This window comes from Bradyrhizobium sp. JR4.3 (assembly GCF_040547695.1).
Taxonomy (GTDB): domain Bacteria; phylum Pseudomonadota; class Alphaproteobacteria; order Rhizobiales; family Xanthobacteraceae; genus Bradyrhizobium; species Bradyrhizobium canariense.
Genome location: NZ_JBEPQF010000097.1, coordinates 1 through 1146, shown reverse-complemented (window position 1 = coordinate 1146; position 1146 = coordinate 1). Strand labels below are relative to the sequence as shown.

At 69.2% G+C, this 1146-nt stretch carries 1 protein-coding gene; it reads right to left on the bottom strand.

Annotation, left to right across the window (positions count from 1 at the left end):
* Window positions 1-1146: condensation domain-containing protein (locus ABIB91_RS41670; protein ID WP_354172991.1), on the bottom strand; the 1146-nt coding region annotated here is incomplete at both ends.

Genomic DNA, 1146 nt, shown 5'->3' with positions numbered 1-1146 from the left:
GACCACCGCCACCGCGTCCGGCGCTTGGCGCACCTGCGCCTCGAACAGCTCATGGATGCACTGCTCCGCCGGATAGGGCGCCGCCGTCCGGTTCAACTCCTCCAGCAGATAGGTGCGTTCGTCGGCCGGCAGCATGTCGAGCTCGCGCACCGGCGTGTTGGGGGCATGCTCCAGCGCCTCAGCCACTTGCTCGAGCGCGCGCTGCATATAGCCGCAGACCCGATCCGCAGCGACGCCCTCCGCCACCTGCGCCGTCAGACCGAGCGCCTCGCCAAAATCCTCCACCGACAAGGACAGGGGATAGTTGGTGCGCTCCTCCCCGCCCAGCCATTCCACCCCCTCTAGCCCATCATTCGGTGTAGAACCGGACATGACCGCTGGCGTGGTGTGGCGATAGTTCAACAGCGCGCTGAACAGCGGCGCCGGTGCCGCAACGCTGCTGCAGCGTTGCGCCAAGGCCAGCGAGGCATGCTCATGCGCCAGCAGCTCGGCCAGCCGGGCGTGGGTGGTGCGCACGCTCGCCTCGACCCCGGTGCCGTCGAGATCAAGCCGCAGCGGCAGGGTGTTCATGAACAGGCCCATGGCGCGGTCGGCACCGGCGCCGCCATGCATGCGGCCGAACAGCACCGTGCCGAACACCACCTGCTCGCGGCCGCTGCTGCGCGCCACCACCTGCCCCCAGGCCAGATGGCACAGGCTGGCCAGGCTCACCCCGAGCCGCCGCGCCTGGCTGCGCAGCCGCGCGTTGAGCGCCTGCGGCAGCATCCGATGCGCCTCGCCGACGCCGCTGCCGTCGCCGCGGATCTCGCTCAGCCCAAACGGCGTGGTCGGCTCATCGATGTCGGCCAGCAGCCTCCGGAAGAACTGCTCATGCGCATCCGCACCCACGCCCAATCGCGCCTGGGCCACCAGATTGCGGAACGGCTGCGGGGCTATCAGCTCATGCTCGCGCCCCTCCAGCACGGCCCGGACCTCGGCATGCATCACTTCCAGCGTGGTGTGATCCCCGATCAAATGGTGCTGCAGCTCCAAAAGCAGCCAGCGCGCGCTGCCGGGCTCGCGCGCAATCACAAACCGCAACAGCGGCGCCCGGCCAAGATCGATGCGGTGCTGGCGCGGATCAAACCGATCCTTAAGCTGCTCGTG